Here is a 15,527-nt window from a genome sequence, read left to right as displayed (position 1 = left end):
ACGTGCGCGATGGCATCTGACCTGGTCAGCATGGGCAACATGGCGATGGACGCGTTGAGCATGTCCGGGTCGTGGGTGCGCTGCAGGCCGTCGCGGACCAGTTCGACGATCTCGTCACGTCCTCGAGCTGTCGTGCGGTACAGAACGCGTTCCGGGCCGGAGTTGCCCGGCTCGGCGTGTTCGGTGAGGAGGCCATCGGCCGCCGCTTTCTTCAGTGCGTGATAGATCGAGCCGGGCTTGATCTTGGCCCAGGTTTCCGCACGCCAGCTCTGCAGTTCGGACCGCACCTGGTAGCCGTGCGCGCCGCCGGAGATGTGCACGATACCGAGCACCAGCAGCTTCGTCGCCGACACGCGCCCACTCTGCTGAATGTGCCGTCGGCGGACGTCACGCGGAGTGTCATCTCGTTCCTGGCTTCGCGCCACTTCTCGATGCGTGTCCGTCACCGTCGGAGCATGTCGACCAGGTTTGAGGTCCTGGATCTGCGAGCCCAGGCGATCACCGCAGCCCCGACCAGGAGGGCCAGTGGCAGCCACGGGCTCTCCTCCAGAAGGAACACGTTGGTGCTGGCCGCGCCGACCAGCACGGCGGCCAGCCCGAGAGCGGCGAGGCTCGAGAGCAGCGGGATCAGCAGCCCGACCGCGCCGGCGATCTCCAGGACGCCGACCACGTAGCGCAGCCACTGACCCGCTCCGATCTCGGTGAACATTTCAACCATGACGGGTGCGCCGGTGACCTTCATGATGCCGCCCCCGGCGAACTGGACGGCCAGCCCTGCCTGCAGTACCCACAACCCGACGTTGGTTGCGCGACCTGGCTTGCGGGTGATCGCTGGAGCGTCGGTGTGCACTGTGGTGCTCATCGCACTGTCTCCTTCTATCTGCGAACGGATTGCTCGAGCTAGTCAAATTTGAGTACTTAGTCAGAGTGCCACGGGAGGAGCGTCTAGTCAAGTTTGATTAGAAGTGCATCTTGAGGGGATCGTGGACCGTTCGCCACGAGCCCGGGTCATCGGCCATGGTGTAGGCGCCCTCGGACAGTCGTTTGCTCAGGCTCTTCGCCCACTCCAGTTCGGTGCGTGCGTGTCCCGCCCACAGTTCGGCCTGCTCGCGGACGTGCTCGGGGATGCCGGGGTTCGGGCTCTCCCACCCCTTGGCCTGCACGACGAGCTCCGCTTCCAGGCGCGCGACCCGCTCGTTGACGTGCGCGATGGCATCTGACCTGGTCAGCATGGGCAACATGGCGATGGACGCGTTGAGCATGTCCGGGTCGTGGGTGCGCTGCAGGCCGTCGCGGACCAGTTCGACGATCTCGTCACGTCCTCGAGCTGTTGCGCGGTAGAGAACGCGCTCGGGACCGGAGTTGCCCGGCTCGGCGTGTTCGGTGAGGAGGCCATCGGCCGCCGCTTTCTTCAGTGCGTGATAGATCGAGCCGGGCTTGATCTTGGCCCAGGTTTCCGCATGCCAGCTCTGCAGTTCGGACCGGACCTGGTAGCCGTGCGCGCCGCCGGAGAGCTGCACGATACCGAGTACCAGGAGCTTCGTCGCCGACATGCGCCCACCTCCGCTCAATCTGCTCGGACTCGCTCCGCGCTGCTCGACAAGTTCAATCGCCTCGGCAGCCGGCGCTGCCTGCGCTCGGTTCACTCACTTGCAGGCTCTAGCATATGAGCATCCCGGTACTGACCGTGATGAGCACGCCGAACCGATGCGGGCTGACCGTGCCGGAGGCGGCGACATTGCGCGATCTGGCCAACAGCCGGGTGATGCCGAAGACGATCTCGGACTGGCCGTGGGAGCCGACGTAGCTGCTCTCCACGCTCATGGTGTTGCCGTGCCGGACCGCACCCTCGACCATCGCGTCCACCGCCGCGACGCGAAGGTGGCGTTCGCGATCGCGACGGCGACCCGAGCGGCGGCCTCGCGGGTCACGTAGCGGCGCCGGGCGTAGCGCAGCTGTTCCCTCGCTGTGGGCATGCCCGCCTCCGGCGGCGACCGCGCGGATGCCTGTGTCGGTGCCGTAGGCGTAGATCGCCAGCATCAGCCGCTCGCCGAGCGCGTCGACCGGCAGCGCGCCGCCGACGGCGACGGCGCTGACCTGGTCCAGGCAACCGGTGCGCAAGCACCGTCTCTTTCACCACGTCGATCAGCGCGACGGTGCCCCCTCTCCGGCCGACCTCGGCCTTCAGCCGGCGCGGACTCACCGGCTCCGGTGCCGCCTCGTGCTCGGACAAGGTGATCGGCCCGGACGCCCGGTCGGTGACCTCCACCCAGTCCAGTCCGGGCAACGCATCGTCGAGCTGGTGCTCCTGGCGGCGCTGGGCGAAGTCGGCCGGCAGATCCTGTTCAGGGTTGCGCCACGCCTCAGCGCCAACGCCTCGATCACCGGCCGGTGATCGAGGCGTTGGCGCTGCGAAACTCCAGAATATCCAGCAGGCGGGACCGGCCCGCGTCGGTGCTCGCCCAGGTGCGGGCGGGCCGTGAGCCGCTGAGGCTCACAGGGATGTGAGAGCCTCGCCGTCGCCCTGTCGCCGCAGCTCGGCGTCGAGCTGGACGCACCGGTCGTACTCGGGCAACAGTCCCTGCCGGGCGGCTTCCTCGAGCGAGATGGCGGCCCGGTCCCGGGGCGAGAGGATCATCTCCAGCCCGTCCGGGATCGGCAGCGCCAATCGAGGGTCCAGCGCCGAGACTGCGAGTTCGTTCTCGGCGACGTAGCTGCCATTCAGCATGTAGGACATCACCGTATCGTCCTCGAGGGCGATGAAGGCGTGCCCGACCCCCACAGGGAAGTACACCGACCGGAACGATTCCTGGTTCATCTCGACGCACTCCCACCGTCCGTAGGTCGGTGAGCCCACGCGCAGATCGACGACGATGTCCAGGGCCCTGCCGTGGGCGCAGCTCACATACTTCGCGACTCCGGGCGGCGTTCGGGTGTAGTGGACCCCGCGGAGCGCCCCGCGCCGGGACCGGCTCTGGTTGGCCTGTCGCACGGGAAACGTGCCCTGGCCCCGCGCCTGGGCGAGTGCGGGTCCCTGGAACGGTGCCACGAAGAGCCCCCGCTCGTCGGGGTACGCCGAGGGCGTGAACTCGAGCGCACCCTCGACAGCCAGTTCTCGGATCTCCACGTGTCTACTCCCTTTCGTCGAGCCGTCTCAGATTCTTCCCAGCACGTCACGAAGGGCTTCGACGGTGTGGTCCTGATCGTCGCGCCGCAGCGAAGCAAACATCGGCAGGGAAAAGATCTCGCCCGCGAGTTTCTCCGTCACCGGTAGCGAGCCCTCTCGGTACCCGAGATAGGCGAACCCCGTCATCAGGTGAACCGGCCACCGGTAGCTGACGTTCAGCTGAACACCATGCTCCTGCATCGCCGCGATGATCGAATCGCGTGCCGGGTGCCTCACCACGTAGACGTAGTAGACGTGCTCGTTTCCCTTCACGGTCGACGGCAGCGTCAGCGCGGTATCGCCGAGATCGCGCTCGTAGCGCGCTGCGACCGCGCGTCGTTGCTCGATGTAGCGATCCAGCCGGGTGAGCTTCTTCCGCAAGATCTCGGCGTGCACTTCGTCGAGCCGGCTGTTGTGCGCCGGCGTCGCGACGGTGTGGTAGTCGGACTCCATGCCGTAGAAGCGCAAGCGGCGCAGTGCACGGTCGGTCTCCTCGTTCGGCGTCAGCACCGCACCGCCGTCGCCGTACGCACCGAGGACCTTGGTCGGGTAGAACGAGAAGCTGGAGGCATCCCCCCAAGTACCGGCAAGATGTCCATGCTGGCGGGCGCCGTGGGCCTGGGCGCAGTCCTCGACCACGGCCAGTCCGTGCTCACGGGCGATCGCGCCCACAGCGGCCATGTCGACGCACTGTCCGTAGAGATGGACCGGGACGATCGCCTTGGTCCGAGCCGTGATCGCAGCACTGATGAGGGTCGTGTCCATCAGGAAGTCGTCCTCGCGGACGTCGACGAAGACCGGTGTCGCACCTGTCGACACGATTGCGACAACGGTGGGAGCCGCGGTATTGGACACGGTGATGACTTCGTCTCCCGGACCGATGCCCAACGCCTCCAGCGCAAGCTTGATGGCGTTCGTGCCGTTGTCGACGCCTACGCAGTGCGCGACGCTATGGTAATCGGCGAACTCCTGCTCGAACATGTGCACGCTCTTGCCGAGGATGAGCTTTCCGGAGCTGAAGACCGTGTCGACACACTCGAGTATCTCCTCGCGCTCCTGCTGGTACTCGTCGAGATAGCCCCATACGTGGACCGTCATCGTCAACTCCATTTCTGCTATCGGTCGCGGGGCGTCTTATCGCGAGTTCGCGGTGGCCGACGACACCGCATTGCGGAACTCCGCGGCAATGCGTTCCACGTCAGCGTCGGTCAGCGCCTGGTGCAGGGGCAGGCAGAGCGTCTGGTCGACAGCGCGCTCGGCGCGGGGCAGGCTCGCCGTCGATCCGTAAGCCCGGACACGGTGCAGTGCCGGGTAGCGGAAGGTGGTGTAGATGCCGCGTTCGAGGAGCGTTTTCGCCACCCGGTCGCGCACCTCGGTCTCCATCTGGACCCAATACAGGTAATAGGACGACTGGTGGTCGGCGGGGAGCGGCGGGGGAGTGCGAACACCGGTCAAGTCGACGAGTTCGCGGTCGTAGAATTCGGCGACCGCCCTGCGGCGCTTGACGAATGCCTCCACCTTGGGGAGCTGCACCAGCCCCATCGCCGCCTGCATGTCATTCATGACCGTGCGGCCGGAGAACGACGAGACCTCGAACTCCCACCAGCGCGAGTCGACCAGGGGTGCTTGCGACAGCCCGCTGAACTGTTCCAGCCCCAGGTACGCCAGCTTCCTGGCGCGCTCGACCATCTCGGGGTCGCGGGCATACAGCATGCCACCGTCGCCGGTGACCAGAATCTTCATGCTGTCGAAGCTCCACAGCCCGATATCGCCCACGGTTCCACACGCCTGCTCGCCTGCGCGCGACGCGACCGAGCAGGCCGAATCCTCGATGAGCAGGATGCCGCGCTCCCGGCACAGACGGGCGATCTCGACGACATTGCCCGGGTAGCCTCCGTAATGCAGGAGGACCACTGCCCGGGTCCGCGGGGTCAGTGCTGCCTCGACGTCGTCCACGGTCGGGTTCAGCGTCCGCTCGTCGACATCGCAGAAGACAGGACGCGCACCCGTCGCGGCCACCGCATTGCCCGCGGCGACGTAGCTGACGGTCGGCAGCACTGCCTCACAGTCCGGGCCGAGGTCGGCGAGCTTCGCAGCGATGAACAGGCCTGCCGTGCACGAACTGATCGAGGTCACCTGTTCGGCGTCGACATCGAGGTGCCCAGCGAACGCCTGCTCGAAAGCATCCGCCCGAGGACCCTTGCCCAACCAGGCCGAGTCGAAGACCTCTGCGAGCGCGGCAAGTTCGTCCTCACCCACTGTCGGCTGGAAGATTCTGATCACCGAGGCCTCCTGTACTCCGACGTCTCCAGCCGGTGGCTGGTCCTTTTCGTCTGTGATAATGAGTATGCAGATCACCGTTGCCGGTGACCAGGCTGCCGTGCACTCGCCGACTATGAGAATCTCACGAAACCGGTGGGATAGGTCCAGGTTCGGTTCGTGGAATTCTCCGTTTCGCCGTCCGATGGACCGTGTTACTCTTTTTAATAAATATTTGAGGGAACGGCCTTTCGGCGCGGCGCGATGCGAATCGACCAACGTCCGACACTATCGGAGGAGTACTCGTGGCCGAATTAACCCCAAGCGAGCACGGGAAACGAGCGGTATTCGGGCTCGTCATCCTGGCGCTGCCGACGCTGATGATGGCCATGGATCTCAGCATTCTGTACGTGGCGGTGCCGGCTCTGTCGGTAGATCTCGGTGCAAACTCGACGGAGCAGTTGTGGGCTCTGGACATCTACGGTTTCGTGGTCGCCGCACTCCTGATCACCATGGGGAATCTCGGTGATCGCATCGGACGTCGGCGCCTGCTTCTGATCGGGGCGGGCGCGTTCGCCGTGGTGTCGGCGGTGGCCGCGTACTCGCCGAGCATCGAGGTGCTGATCGCGGCGCGTGGTGTACTCGGCATCGCCGGAGCGACTCTCATGCCTTCGACGCTGGCGCTCCTCAACAGCCTGTTCACCGACAAGCGGCATCATGCCATGGCCATCGGCGCCTATATGAGCTGCTTCATGGGCGGTATCGCGCTCGGCCCGGTCGTCGGCGGCGTCCTGCTCGAGCACTTCTGGTGGGGCTCAACGCTCCTCCTTCCAGTACCTGTGATGGTCCTGCTGGTGGTGGCCGCTCCGTTCCTGCTGCCCGAGGCGCGGGGCGGCGAGATCCGCGGCCGCATTGACCTGCTCAGCGTCGTACTCTCGCTCGTCGCGATCCTCCCGTTCGTCTACGGCGTGAAGGAGATCGCCAAGAACGGCCTCACGGTCATCGCCGTCGTTGCCCTCGTCGTCGGGGTACTCGCGGGCGTGATATTCGTGCGGCGGCAGAGTCGTCTCGCCGAGCCGCTCCTCGACGTCTCGCTGTTCCGCAACCGGGTCTTCGCCTCGGCAGCGACCCTCATGTTGCTGATGGGGATCATGTCCGGGTACGCCTTCCTCGTCGCGCTGTACCTCCAATCGGTGGCCGGTTACTCCCCGCTCTCGACGGGCTTGTGGCTGATCGCCCCCACGTTCGCGGGCATGGTCGGGTCCATGCTGGCCCCGGCGTTCACGCGCCGCATCCCGCCGGGCAAAGTGATCGTTGCGGGCATGATCATCTCGGTGCTCGGGCTCGTCGCGGTGACCCAGGTCGGCCCGGAGAGCGGCGTGGCCCTGCTCATGTCCGGGTTCGTGGTGGCGTCGCTGGGGTCCGGTCCGGCGGGCGCATTGGGAGCCGGGCTCATCATGACTTCGGCTCCGCCGGAGAAGGCGGGCTCGGCGGCTGCTGTCTCGGAGACCAGCGGTGACTTCGGTGTCTCCCTCGGCATTGCCTTGACAGGCAGCATCGCCGCGGCCATTTACCGCAGCGCCTTCAGTGACCCGGTTCCGGGCGTCGACGCCGCGACCGCACGGGAGAGCGTCGCCGGCGCGATGTCGGTGGCCCAGGGTACTCCAGGGCCGGCCGGCGAGGAGCTGGCGCGCAAGGCGGCCGAGGCATTCACCGATGGGCTCAACGTGGCCGCCGCCTTCGGGGGTGTAGTCGCGCTCGTTCTCGCAGTCGTCGCGGGCATCTCGCTGCGCCACGTCCCAGCCCACGGGGACGGCAAGGATGGGGCCGACGATGCCGGCACCGCCTCGCCCACGGATACGGATGCGTCGACCGACGACCGCGGCACTGTTCGCGACCTCGTGGACGAGCAGGGCATCGACGGCGCCGAAGACACCGAGCGTTCGCGGACGAGCCGATGACGTACGGAGCCGATTTCGTCGACATCTACGAGACGGTCTACAAGGCTCGTGGCAAGGACTGGGTGCGTGAGGCCGAGGCGGTCGTCGCGCTCGTGCGCGAGCGGTATCCGCACGCCGGATCGTTGCTCGACGTGGCCTGCGGGACCGGAGCCCACCTGGAGACGTTCGCAGAGCTGGTGGGCGACGTCGAGGGGGTCGAGCTCTCGGAGCCGATGTTGCGGCGCGCATGGGACCGCTTCCCGTCCCAGGTGCACCGCGGCGACATGCGCAACTTCCGGCTGCCGCGCCGGTTCGACGCCGTCACCTGCCTGTTCCATGCCATCGGGTACGTCGAGAGCCGCGAGGAACTCCATGCGGCGATCCAGGCGATGGCCGAACACCTGGTTCCCGGCGGCGTGCTCGTCGTCGAGCCCTGGTGGTTCCCCGAGAATTTCCTCGACGGGTACCTCGCCGCCGACTCGGCGCATGTCGAGGGAAGTGCCATCGCTCGGGTATCGCACACCTCGAGTCAAGGTCGTCACTCGCGGCTCGAGACCCGGTACCTCATCGCCCGCGCCGAAGGGATCCGGGAGGTCACCCAGGTCCACGAACTCATGCTCTTCACCCAGGATGAGTACCTGCAGGCCTTCGAGGAAGCCGGCTGCCCCGCAACGTACTCCGCCGAAGGCATCAACGGGCGGGGCATCTTCGTCGCAGTCAAGGGTTCCAGCACCGAAACCCAAGGCGAGGGGGAGCCGTCATGAGCACCTTCGGTACAGTGCGCTCCCCGGACGGGACGCGGATCGCGTACGAGCGCTTCGGCAGTGGTCCCGCCGTGGTACTCGTGTGTGGGGCGATGGATGACGGCACCGAGAACGCTCCGCTCGGTCTCGAACTCGCGTCGCGGTTCACCGTCTACAACTACGCGCGGCGCGGCCGGGGCGACAGCGGGGACGTCGCACCGTACGCCGTTCGCCGCGAGATCGAGGACTTGGCCGCGGTGATCGACGAAGCCGGCGGGTCGCCCCATGTCTTCGGGGCGTGCTCAGGTGGGGCGCTGGCGTTGGAGGCAGCGGCGGCTGGTGTCGCGATGAACAGGCTGGTCGTCTACGACTTGCCCTACGACATGGGTGCGGACGCGGAGGTTCTGCACGGTCAGTACATACAGCGCGTACGCGCCCTGCTCGACGAGGGCCGGCGGTCCGAGGCGTTCGAGCTCTCGATGCGCGCTTGGGGCTCGCCGGAGGAGTCGGTGCGGCGAGCAAGGAAGCATCCGAAGTGGTCACACCTGATCAGTCTGGCCCATACGCTGCCTTACGACGCCGCCTGCATGGGGACCACCAATCAGCCACCGGCCGAGCGGTTCTCACGGATCCGCGTGCCCACGCTCGTGCTCAACGGCAGCGCGTCGCAGGACCACCCGACGATGAGCGAGCTCCGACCGAACTTCTTCGGTGAGGCGGCCGACGCCGTCGTCGCCTGTGTCCCCTCGGCACAGCGCGGCGTCGTCGCCGAAGGACCGCACGTCATCGACGCCGAGAAGCTGAAGGGCCCGGTCGGCGACTTCCTGCTCGACGAGTCCCCTGCCCGCACAACTGTGTGAATGGAGAAGCCATGCGTGTCATGATCACGTGCTTTCCGGCGCCCGCTCACTTCTGGCCGCTCGTACCCTACGCGTGGGCGTTGCAGAGCGCGGGTCACGACGTGCGGGTGGTGGCGCCGTCCGGGTTCCCCTCCCCCTCCGGCATCATATCCACGGACTTCGCGCAGCGCGTGACCGAGTCCGGCATCGTCGCTGTACCCTGTGGGCCGCAGACACCGCTGGCGGTACACGATTGCGACGACCCGGACTACGCCGACGTGCTCCCGAACCCGGACGAGACCGAGCGATACGTGCGGGCGTTGTCCGTGCACGAGCGCGTCGAGCGTGACATGTGGGACGTCTTCTACCACTACGCGATCCTCGCCATCCGGAACTACCAACCGCCGCGGCCGCGCGAGGACATCGACGACATCGTCGCTTTCGCGAAAAACTGGCGCCCGGATCTCGTGCTGTGGGAGCCGTGGTTCCCCTGCGGCGCGGTCGCAGCCAAGGCGAGCGGAGCGGCCCATGTCCGTACCCTCATCTCTCCCGACTACACAGCGTGGGCTCACGAGCGGTTCGTGAGCAGGGGACTGCCGAGCATGCTGGCGGAGGCGATGCAACCGCTGGCCGACCACCACGGCGTGACGGTCGACGACGAGCTGTTGCTGGGGCAGGCGACGCTCGATCCGATCCCCGCGGGCATGCGGCTGCCCACCCGGACTCCCACCGTTCCCGTCCGGTACCTGCCCTACAGCGGCGGGAGCGTGTCCGAGCGCTGGTTGCGGGACGAACCAACGCGACCGCGAATGGCGATCAGTCTCGGGGTCTCCGCCCGGGCCGTCGACAAGGGCGACAGCACGGGCCGGATCCCGGCGCTGCTCGAGGCGGTGGACGGGCTGGACGTCGAGGTGATCGCAACCCTCAACAAGGACCAGCTCTCCGACCAGGTCGGGACGCTGCCGGACAACGTTCGCGCCATGGACTACGTCCCCTTGTCACAACTGCTGCCGACCTGCTCCGCGCTGGTCAACCACGGGAGCTTCGGGACCGTCATAGCTGGTCTCGCCAATGCCGTACCGCAGATAGTGTGCGACACCGACGAGCCGACGAGGTTCTTCGGCCGCGCGACCCCGGACGGCGTCGAGTGGGATCGAACGTCGCCCAAACAAGGCTACTCGACCCTCACATCGAACTACCTGGCCGACCGGGGTGCGGGCGCCCGGCTCGACCACCAGAAGCAGTCAGTCTCCGAGATCCGCTCGATGCTGCGTCGCGTTGTCGAGGACCCCGAAGTGCGCGACGCTGCGCTCCGACTCCGAGAAGAGGAGTGGGCGTCGACACCGACTCCCGCACAACTCGTGCCGTGGCTCGAGAAACTCGCCCAGGAACGCTGATTGTGGACGGCCTCGGCGTTTTCGCCGCCGCGGAGCTCGGCCGCAAAATCAAGTAGCGTCTGACGATTCCCCGCCTGGGCGGGAGGTTCCGCTCGCGGTGGTCGTCGACTGTGTCGACGGCCACCGCGAGCGGGTTGTCGAGGGGGAGAAGCTCGGGGTCGAGTCGGTCTGGATCCAGCCGAGACCGACGCGGCGGCTGCTTCCCCCGCGGCTTCGAAAACGCCGAGGTCAACGCTTCGCGCACCGTTCGGCGATGCACCTGATACTTGCGCGCCAGAGCCCGAACCGACAAGCCCTCGAGTCTCGCCGGATCGCCGCGAACAACTCACGCTGGGTGTGTTGGCCTGGTCGCAATATCGAAGACGCAGCCTTCGATGGCGGCTGGAAGACTCAGAGAGTAGGGCAGGCCGGAGCGGCATGGACTTGTGCAGACCGGCGGTCCTGCCGCGCCGGGAAATATGCCGATGGGAGCTTCGATATGGCCTCTACACTGCCAGAGACCTTTTTGAATCAGGTTCGCCGGCGGCCCGAAGCGGTTGCCGTGCGGTCGGCCGACGGGTTTCTGACCTTCGATGAACTGAACCGCCGGGCCAATCGCTTGGCCAACCTTCTGATCGAGCGTGGAGTGGAAGCGGAGCAGCCCGTAGCGGTATGTCTCGGCCGGTCGTTCGACCTGGTCGTTGCGACCCTCGCGGTGATCAAGGCGGGCGCCACGTATGTGCCCCTGGCCACAACGATGCCGACGGAGCGACTGCGGTCGATCAGCGACCAGCTCAAGGTGCGGATGGTAATCACCGACGGCTCGACGCCCGCGGCCACGCTGTCCAGCTTCGGCGAGGTGATCACGACCAGCGACGCGGAACAAGCGCAAGAGTCCGAACCGCTGGTTTCGGTAGCCGAGGACCAGCTTGCCTACGTTCTCTTCACTTCAGGATCGGCCGGCGCGCCCAAAGGTGTCGGAGTTTCTCACCGCAGTGTGATCGGGCTGATCGAAGACCAGACCTGGAACGATTCGGTGTTCAGTCGGATCCTGATGATCGCGCCGTATGCGTTCGGAATGTCAACGTTTGAATTGTGGGCACCGTTATTGCGCGGTGGACAAATTGTCCTGGCACACCCGGGCGAGTTCGACATCGATGCGCTGCGCGACGATCTCAGGCGGGGCGAAGCGACCGCAGTTCACTTGACATCGGGGCTCTTCAGGCTCGTTGCCGAGGAGGATCCCACCTGTCTTTCATCCGTGCGTGAAGTCATGACCGGTGGTGACGTCGTCTCGCCAGAGGCGGTGCGTCGGATCCTTTCCGCAAATCCGGATATCCGGGTCAGAGTGATGTACGGACAGACTGAGACCACTCTGTTCGCCACCCAGCTGTCGTTGACGCAGCACGCGCAGGTCGGTGCTTTCGTCCCGCTCGGTCAGGCTCTCGATGACAAGCGACTTTACGTGCTCGATGAGAGCTTGAACCGAGTAGCCGAAGGTGGGGTCGGCGAACTGTACGTTGCGGGCGGCTGCCTGGCGCGGGGGTATGTCGACCGCCCTGATCTCACTGCGGAGCGGTTCGTTGCGGACCCGTTCGGCGCTCCAGGCGAGCGGATGTTTCGTACCGGTGATCTGGTCCGGCAGACCGCCGGCGGCTCGCTCGAGTTCCTCGGGCGGGCTGACCAGCAGATCAAGGTCCGTGGCTTCCGGGTCGAGCTGGGAGAGGTCGAGGCCGCCCTTCGAACGCATCCGGCCGTGGCGGATGCGGTGGTCGTCGGCACCTCGAGCGACGAGGATCAGCGGTTGGCCGCCTACGTCGTCCCCTGTGCGGGCGGCGTCGACTTCGGCGAGCTGCGCACCCACCTGGCCAGGGCTCTGCCCGATTACATGGTGCCCGCCGCGTTCACCGCCATCGACGCGATACCGGTGACCGTCAACGGGAAGGTGGATCGAGATGCTCTGCCGGAGTCGGAGTTCGACCGGGCCAAGCAACATCGCGCGCCGCTCAGCCCACGTCAGGAAACGCTGTGCGCCATCTTCAGCAAGACCTTGAATGTCGACCAAGTCGGCCTCGACGACAGCTTCTTCGATCTGGGCGGTCAATCGCTCCAGGCGGCGCGGCTCGTGTTGCGCATCGAGGCTGAGCTGGGCGTGAAGCTCAGCGTAGTGGAGATATTCGATGTCCCCACCGTCGCGCTCATTGACCAGCACATCACCGCGATTCACGGCGACCAGGTCGCCAGGGCGAGCTAACAGGAAGGATTCCGGATATGTCGAATCCGTTCGACCGCGAGGACGGCCAGTTCGTCGTGCTGGTCAACGAAGCCGGTCAACACTCTCTCTGGCCCGAGTTCGTGGTGGCGCCCGCGGGCTGGCGGGTGGCCCTCGCTGCGACAGATCGCACGTCCTGTCTGCGTTACGTCGCGATGAACTGGACCGACCTCCGCCCACGTGGTGCCGGCCGTAACCAGGGTGTGGCGTGATGGCGGTCGAGCAGAACTCTGTCTACACGGGCATGAAGGTCGACCACGTTCGGTTCTTCGTCGAGGATTCCGCATCAGCGGCGGACCTGTGGACCCGAGGCTATGCCTTCTCGGAGTTCCAGCGGATCGAAGACGGCCGAAGCCGCACCGTCGGAGTTGGGCGCGATGACATCCGGTTGCTGCTCACCGAGCCGCGTGTACCTGACCATCAGGCCGCCATCTACGTCTCCCGGCACGGAGACGGAGTCGCCGACATCGGGCTCGGCGTGGCCGACGCTCGGACTGCGTTCCACGAGGCGGTAAGTCGTGGCGCTGTACCGCTACACGGGCCGACCGAAGATGACGGGGTGGTGACGGCGAGTATCTTGGCCTTTGCGGATGTCGCCCATACCTTCGTGCAGCGCGCCGCGAGCGGACCGCTTCCCCCGGCCGGTTCGCCTTCCGCGCGTGACATCGGCGCTGCTGCTATCGACCACTTCGCTGTCTGCCTGCCCGGCGGGCAGCTCGATTCCACCGTGGCGTTCTACGAAGAGGTACTCGACTTCCGCGTCGTGTACGAGGAGAAGATATTCGTCGGTAGACAATCGATGAATTCCAAGGTTGTGCAAAGTACCTCCGGCGCCGTCACCTTCACTCTGATCGAGCCGGACTTGACCAAGTCGCCAGGCCAGATAGACACCTTCCTGCGTGACCACGCCGGTGCCGGGATCCAGCATGTGGCGCTCCGGGTGCCGGACATCGTGCGGGCGGTCGACCAGGTCCAGGCGGCTGGTGTTCAGTTCCTTTCAACGCCCGGACGGTACTACGACCGTTTGGATGAACGGATCGAGCTGGAAAGGCATTCGGTAGAAGATCTGCGCGTACGTGGCATTCTGGCTGATGAGGACCATGACGGGCAGCTGTTCCAGATCTTCGCCAAGCCGGTCACCCCGCGCAATACCTTCTTCGTCGAGCTGATCGAACGCCTTGGCGCGACAACCTTCGGGAGCGGAAACATCAAGGCGCTCTATGAGGCGGTCGAGCAAAGCCACGGTGCCGTCGAGGACGCAGCATGATCGATGACACGTTTCCGCCAGCGCCGCGCCATCGGCGTTGAGGTCCTCGCACCTCCCCATCAGCGGTCAAGTCTTCGGGGGCGCCGGGCGGCCAATCCTCCTGGGCCATCAGCGGCAGAGGCAGGAAAGTCATACCCGGCACCCCTGAGTGCCGCGAACCCCACGACCGGCCTGAAACACCTGGCAAGAAGGTAAGAAACCATGACGACCATGGACACTTCGACCGGCGCCGGCGAGCGGTGGCCGCTGTCAGCGAATCAAGAGTTCCTCTGTGCCCTCGATCAGGGCGACGCCGAGGGGCCGTTCGGTCCTCGTCACCACATCGTCCACGGGTGGCGCATCCATGGACAGGTCGACGTGCAGGCATTGCAGAGCGCGCTCGATGACATCGTCGTGCGCCACGATGCGTTGCGCTCTGTGATCATCCGCGATCCGGAAGCGCGGTGCCAGGTCGTCCATCAGCCGGCTCCCGCGGAGCTGACCGTTCGGGATCTTCCGGGGATCGAGCCGGAAGAGCGGGGACGCCGAATCGACGCCTTGCTCGTCGAGGAGGAGACGGCCGACTTCGACGCATCCTCGGTACCGAAACTTCGCGCGGTCCTCAACCGGTTCGACGACCACGACGCCCTGCTCGTGCTCGTCGTGCACCATGCGGCCGCGGACGGGTGGTCCGTGCAGGTCATCTTTCGCGATCTCGCGGCCCGGTATGCGACCCGGACCGGACACGGGGGCCATGAGCTCGCAGAGCCGCAGCAGTATCGCGACTTCACGACGTGGCAGCTTGCGAGATTGGGCGGTCCCGCCGAGCATTCGTCGCGTCGTTACTGGCAGGATAAGCTGCGAGGTGGGGAAACCCTGACCATGCCCGCGGACCGGCCGCGATCGATGGGCTTGCCGCAGACAACAGCCATGTACCGGTTCGAAGTGGACGCTGAGCTGATGGCCGGCGTGTCCGCGCTGGCCAGGGAAGTGCGCGGGTCCTCCTTTATGGTGCTCCTCGCCGCTTTCACGATCGCGGTCAACCGGCTGTCCGGGGCGACGGACATCGCCACCCCGACATTGACGCCTGGCCGCGAATATGGCCGTTTCGACGAGGCGGTCGGTCTGTTCTTCAACTTCGTACCGATCCGCGTGGATGTCACGGCATGCGCCAAGTATCGGGACGTGCTGCAGCTCACTCGAAACACCTGTCTGGAGGCATACGTCCACGACATTCCGGCGATCCCGGGCGAAGCACCCGAGTTCATGCGGCCGATGGCGGTGGACAATGAGGTGCCGATCATCTTCCAAGTCTTTCCCTTCCCCTTCCCGCTCGACGGCACCCGAGTGGGGGACCTGGAGTACAGCGAGATCCGGCGGCGGATCGGCTCACAATCACGCACGTCGGATATCCCGGACGGCGTATTGTGGACACTCACCATTGACACGACGGGCGAGCTCATCGGTAACATCGCGTACAAGGACGGGCTCGTTGACCGAAGCAGTATCGCGCAGTGGGTGAGCCGATTCCGTGCTGAACTGAAGAACTTGGTGACCGGCCCCGACGACGTGGTGCTGCTTCTGCGAAGTGCGTGACGTGATTTGGTCGAGCGATTGGCGCAGCGGTGACGAGCCCATTCGACGACAAGGATCTGACCCAGCCTCTCATTCGGCGTCGTCAGTTGT

At 66.0% G+C, this 15,527-nt stretch carries 15 protein-coding genes; 8 read left to right on the top strand and 7 right to left on the bottom strand.

The genetic code is table 11. From position 1 onward, the window contains the following. The 7 genes from H5965_RS30420 to H5965_RS30390 all read right to left on the bottom strand — a co-directional run. The coding region (locus H5965_RS30420) for a PadR family transcriptional regulator (RefSeq protein WP_310974028.1) at positions 1 to 353 on the bottom strand (353 nt) is incomplete at its 3' end. Between the two features lie 89 nt (positions 354 to 442). After that, the gene (locus tag H5965_RS30415) at positions 443 to 862 is read right to left on the bottom strand and encodes a DoxX family protein (protein WP_310974026.1); all 420 of its coding nucleotides are present in this window, start codon (positions 860 to 862) and stop codon (positions 443 to 445) included. 97 nt (positions 863 to 959) lie between these two features. Then, positions 960 to 1,553: a PadR family transcriptional regulator gene (locus H5965_RS30410; protein WP_310974024.1), complete on the bottom strand. Its 594-nt coding sequence runs from the start codon at positions 1,551 to 1,553 to the stop codon at positions 960 to 962. Positions 1,554 to 1,659: 106 nt separating this feature from the next. Further along, a complete protein-coding gene (locus H5965_RS30405; RefSeq protein ID WP_310974022.1) occupies positions 1,660 to 2,121 on the bottom strand; it encodes a hypothetical protein in 462 nt (153 codons plus the stop codon). Between the two features lie 373 nt (positions 2,122 to 2,494). After that, complete coding sequence (locus tag H5965_RS30400; protein ID WP_310974020.1) at positions 2,495 to 3,127, bottom strand: dTDP-4-dehydrorhamnose 3,5-epimerase family protein; 633 nt, start codon at positions 3,125 to 3,127, stop codon at positions 2,495 to 2,497. A 27-nt stretch (positions 3,128 to 3,154) separates the two neighbouring features. Then, the gene (locus H5965_RS30395) at positions 3,155 to 4,264 is read right to left on the bottom strand and encodes a DegT/DnrJ/EryC1/StrS family aminotransferase (RefSeq protein ID WP_310974018.1); all 1,110 of its coding nucleotides are present in this window, start codon (positions 4,262 to 4,264) and stop codon (positions 3,155 to 3,157) included. 36 nt (positions 4,265 to 4,300) lie between these two features. After that, the gene (locus H5965_RS30390) at positions 4,301 to 5,449 is read right to left on the bottom strand and encodes a DegT/DnrJ/EryC1/StrS family aminotransferase (protein ID WP_310974017.1); all 1,149 of its coding nucleotides are present in this window, start codon (positions 5,447 to 5,449) and stop codon (positions 4,301 to 4,303) included. A gap of 281 nt (positions 5,450 to 5,730) precedes the next feature. Here H5965_RS30390 and H5965_RS30385 point away from each other — a divergent pair, with 281 nt between their 5' ends. The 8 genes from H5965_RS30385 (at position 5,731) to H5965_RS30350 (ending at position 15,437) form a co-directional block, all read left to right on the top strand. Next, on the top strand, positions 5,731 to 7,386 hold the full coding sequence (locus tag H5965_RS30385; protein WP_310974015.1) for an MFS transporter: 1,656 nt from the start codon (positions 5,731 to 5,733) through the stop codon (positions 7,384 to 7,386). Then, positions 7,383 to 8,129, top strand: a complete 747-nt coding sequence (locus H5965_RS30380; protein ID WP_310974013.1) for a class I SAM-dependent methyltransferase — start codon at positions 7,383 to 7,385, stop codon at positions 8,127 to 8,129. Before H5965_RS30385 ends, H5965_RS30380 begins: the two co-directional genes overlap by 4 nt. After that, complete coding sequence (locus H5965_RS30375; RefSeq protein WP_310974011.1) at positions 8,126 to 8,968, top strand: alpha/beta fold hydrolase; 843 nt, start codon at positions 8,126 to 8,128, stop codon at positions 8,966 to 8,968. The genes H5965_RS30380 and H5965_RS30375 overlap by 4 nt, the downstream gene beginning before the upstream one ends. Positions 8,969 to 8,979: 11 nt before the next feature. Continuing rightward, on the top strand, positions 8,980 to 10,344 hold the full coding sequence (locus tag H5965_RS30370) for a nucleotide disphospho-sugar-binding domain-containing protein (protein WP_310974009.1): 1,365 nt from the start codon (positions 8,980 to 8,982) through the stop codon (positions 10,342 to 10,344). 478 nt (positions 10,345 to 10,822) lie between these two features. Then, positions 10,823 to 12,577: a non-ribosomal peptide synthetase gene (locus H5965_RS30365; RefSeq protein WP_310974007.1), complete on the top strand. Its 1,755-nt coding sequence runs from the start codon at positions 10,823 to 10,825 to the stop codon at positions 12,575 to 12,577. Between the two features lie 17 nt (positions 12,578 to 12,594). Continuing rightward, positions 12,595 to 12,807 carry an MbtH family protein gene (locus H5965_RS30360; RefSeq protein WP_310974005.1) on the top strand — a complete coding sequence of 71 codons (213 nt, stop codon included), beginning with the start codon at positions 12,595 to 12,597 and terminating at the stop codon, positions 12,805 to 12,807. Beyond that, positions 12,807 to 13,862: a 4-hydroxyphenylpyruvate dioxygenase gene (gene hppD / locus H5965_RS30355; protein WP_310974003.1), complete on the top strand. Its 1,056-nt coding sequence runs from the start codon at positions 12,807 to 12,809 to the stop codon at positions 13,860 to 13,862. The genes H5965_RS30360 and hppD overlap by 1 nt, the downstream gene beginning before the upstream one ends. 201 nt (positions 13,863 to 14,063) lie before the next feature. Continuing rightward, positions 14,064 to 15,437, top strand: coding sequence for a condensation domain-containing protein (locus tag H5965_RS30350; protein ID WP_310974001.1), 1,374 nt, complete (start codon positions 14,064 to 14,066; stop codon positions 15,435 to 15,437). The last annotated feature ends 90 nt before the right edge of the window (positions 15,438 to 15,527 follow it).

The organism is Amycolatopsis sp. 505 (assembly GCF_031625235.1).
GTDB lineage: Bacteria > Actinomycetota > Actinomycetes > Mycobacteriales > Pseudonocardiaceae > Amycolatopsis.
Note: the sequence above shows the minus strand (reverse complement) of the source record. Positions and strands in the feature narration are given on the sequence as shown.